The organism is Streptomyces sp. NPDC059166 (assembly GCF_042755185.1).
In the GTDB taxonomy this organism is placed as follows: domain Bacteria; phylum Actinomycetota; class Actinomycetes; order Streptomycetales; family Streptomycetaceae; genus Streptomyces.
In genome coordinates, this window is the sequence record NZ_JBHZCI010000094.1 from 1 (window position 1) to 2,379 (window position 2,379).

Here is a 2,379-nt window from a genome sequence, read left to right on the forward strand (position 1 = left end):
GTGTTTTTTATTTTTAAAAACCCACCGCACACTATTTGGATTTAGGTTGCTTCCCACCTGGGGGGTCACACCCGCGGGGGGGGGGCGCCGCCCCCGGCCCCCCCCCCCCGGCCGATCGTCCGGAAGGAGGGACGTCGATGAGTACGAAGGACTTCGTCGAGAAGGACTACTACAAGGTTCTCGGCGTCCCCAAGGACGCCACCGACGCCGAGGTGAAGAAGGCGTACCGGAAGCTCGCCCGCGAGTACCACCCGGACGCCAACAAGAGCGACGCCAAGGCGGAGGAGCGGTTCAAGGAGATCTCCGAGGCGAACGACGTCCTCGGTGACCCCAAGAAGCGCAAGGAGTACGACGAGGCGCGCGCCCTCTTCGGCAGCGGAGGCTTCCGGGCGGGTCCCGGTGGTGCCGGCGGCAACTTCAACTTCGACCTGGGGGACCTCTTCGGGGGTGCCCCGGGCGGTGGCCAGACCGCGGGCGCCGGCGGCTTCGGCGGCGGTGGCCTGGGCGACGTGTTCGGCGGGCTGTTCAACCGGGGTGGCGCGGGCACCCGCGTCCAGCCGCGGCGCGGCCAGGACATCGAGTCCGAGGTGACGCTCAGCTTCACCGAGGCGGTCGACGGGGCCACGGTCCCGCTGCGGATGTCCAGCCAGGCACCCTGCAAGGCGTGTTCGGGCACCGGCGACAAGAACGGCACCCCGCGGGTGTGTCCCACCTGCGTCGGCACCGGACAGGTGTCGCGCGGTACCGGCGGCGGATTCTCGCTGACCGACCCCTGCGTCGACTGCAAGGGCCGGGGCCTGATCGCCCAGGACCCCTGCGACGTCTGCAAGGGCAGCGGCCGGGCGAAGTCGGCCCGCACGATGCAGGTCCGGATTCCCGCAGGGGTCTCGGACGGCCAGCGGATCCGGCTGCGCGGCAAGGGCAGCCCGGGCGAGCGCGGCGGACCGGCCGGCGACCTCTACGTCGTCGTCCACGTCGACGCCCACCCGGTCTTCGGCCGCAGGGGCGACAACCTCACCGTCACCGTGCCCGTCACCTTCCCGGAGGCGGCACTCGGCGGCGAGGTGAAGGTACCGACGCTCGGAGGACCTCCGGTCACCCTGAAGCTTCCGGCGGGCACCCCCAACGGACGTACCATGCGGGCCAGGGGCAAGGGCGCCGTGCGCAAGGACGGCACCCGGGGCGATCTCCTGGTCACCGTCGAGGTGGCCGTACCCACGGAGCTCGGCGCGGACGCCCAGGACGCGCTGGAGGCCTACCGGAAGGCGACCGCGGGGGAGGACCCGCGGGCGGAGCTGTTCCAGGCTGCGAAGGGAGCTTGAGATGGACGGCCGTCGACGCAATCCGTACCAGCTGACGGACGAATCACCGGTCTACGTGATCTCGATCGCGGCCCAGCTCTCGGGGCTGCACCCGCAGACCCTCCGCCAGTACGACCGGCTCGGCCTGGTCTCGCCCGACCGCACGGCCGGGCGAGGACGGCGCTACTCGGCCCGCGACATCGAACTGCTGCGGACCGTGCAGCAGCTGTCGCAGGACGAGGGCATCAACCTCGCCGGCATCAAGCGCATCATCGAGCTGGAGAACCAGGTCGCCGCGCTCCAGCAGCGGGTGGCCGAGCTCTCGGCGGCGGTGGACGGCGCGGCCGTGGCCATGCAGCAGCGCGAGGCCCAGGTGCACGCCTCCTACCGGCGCGACCTGGTGCCCTACCAGGACGTGCAGCAGACCAGTGCGCTGGTCGTCTGGCGGCCGAAGCGGCCGAAGGACTGAAGGCCCCTGTGACAGGGCCTGCCCCGGAGTCTCATGACTCCGGGGCAGGCCCTGTCCGTGCGTCCGCGGTGGTGTCGGCGAGGCCGGACCGCGCGATGAGCACACCCAGATGCGTGCGGCTGGTGGCGCCCAGGGCCCGCATCAGCTTGGCGATGTGGGAGCGGCAGGTGCGGACGCTGATGCCCAGCTTGCCGGCGACCAGGACGTCGCTGTGGCCTTCGGCGAGGAGCCGGGCGACGCTCTGCTGGACGGCCGTCGTCCGGGTGCCCGGGACCGTCGCGGAGAGCTGCTGCCCGATGGGCGTCGCCTGGGCCCAGAGCACCTCGTAGACCTGGATCAAATAGTCCACGAGCGCGGGGTGCCGTATGCGCAGGGCCGTACGGCGGTCGGGGGCCGCGGGAATGAACGCCACGCTGCGGTCGAAGATGATCAGGCGGTCCACGGTCTGCTCGGTGGTGCGGACCTGGAGGCCCTCGGGAGCCAGCTGTCCGACATACTCCCGGACGTTCGTGCTTTGACATCCTCGCCGCCCTGAAGGACGGCGATTCCCGCCTACCGTGCCGTTGAGGGCTGCGGTGTCGGGTGGGTTCCTGCTTCGCTGCGCGGTGC

Annotated in this window: 3 protein-coding genes; 2 read left to right on the forward strand and 1 reads right to left on the reverse strand. The window is 71.1% G+C overall.

Features of this window, described 5'->3' with window-relative positions; translation table 11 throughout:
* Positions 1-137: 137 nt before the first annotated feature.
* Positions 138-1,322 (forward strand): molecular chaperone DnaJ, encoded by a 1,185-nt coding sequence (gene dnaJ, locus ACFXOA_RS32205; RefSeq protein ID WP_385035717.1) that lies wholly within the window; start codon positions 138-140, stop codon positions 1,320-1,322.
* 1 nt (position 1,323) lies between these two features.
* A complete protein-coding gene (locus tag ACFXOA_RS32210; RefSeq protein ID WP_014155378.1) occupies positions 1,324-1,770 on the forward strand; it encodes a heat shock protein transcriptional repressor HspR in 447 nt (148 codons plus the stop codon).
* A 31-nt stretch (positions 1,771-1,801) separates the two neighbouring features.
* On the opposite strand, the gene ACFXOA_RS32215 is transcribed toward ACFXOA_RS32210, so the two are convergent.
* Positions 1,802-2,379, reverse strand: a 578-nt coding sequence (locus ACFXOA_RS32215) for a response regulator transcription factor (protein ID WP_385035719.1), incomplete at its 5' end; no start/stop codon positions are given.

What these genes read in the sequence shown, in the direction of transcription:
- dnaJ (WP_385035717.1), top strand. Translation starts at nt 138, where the DNA reads ATGAGTACGAAGGACTTCGTCGAGAAGGACTACTACAAGGTTCTCGGC.
- ACFXOA_RS32210 (WP_014155378.1), top strand. Translation starts at nt 1,324, where the DNA reads ATGGACGGCCGTCGACGCAATCCGTACCAGCTGACGGACGAATCACCG.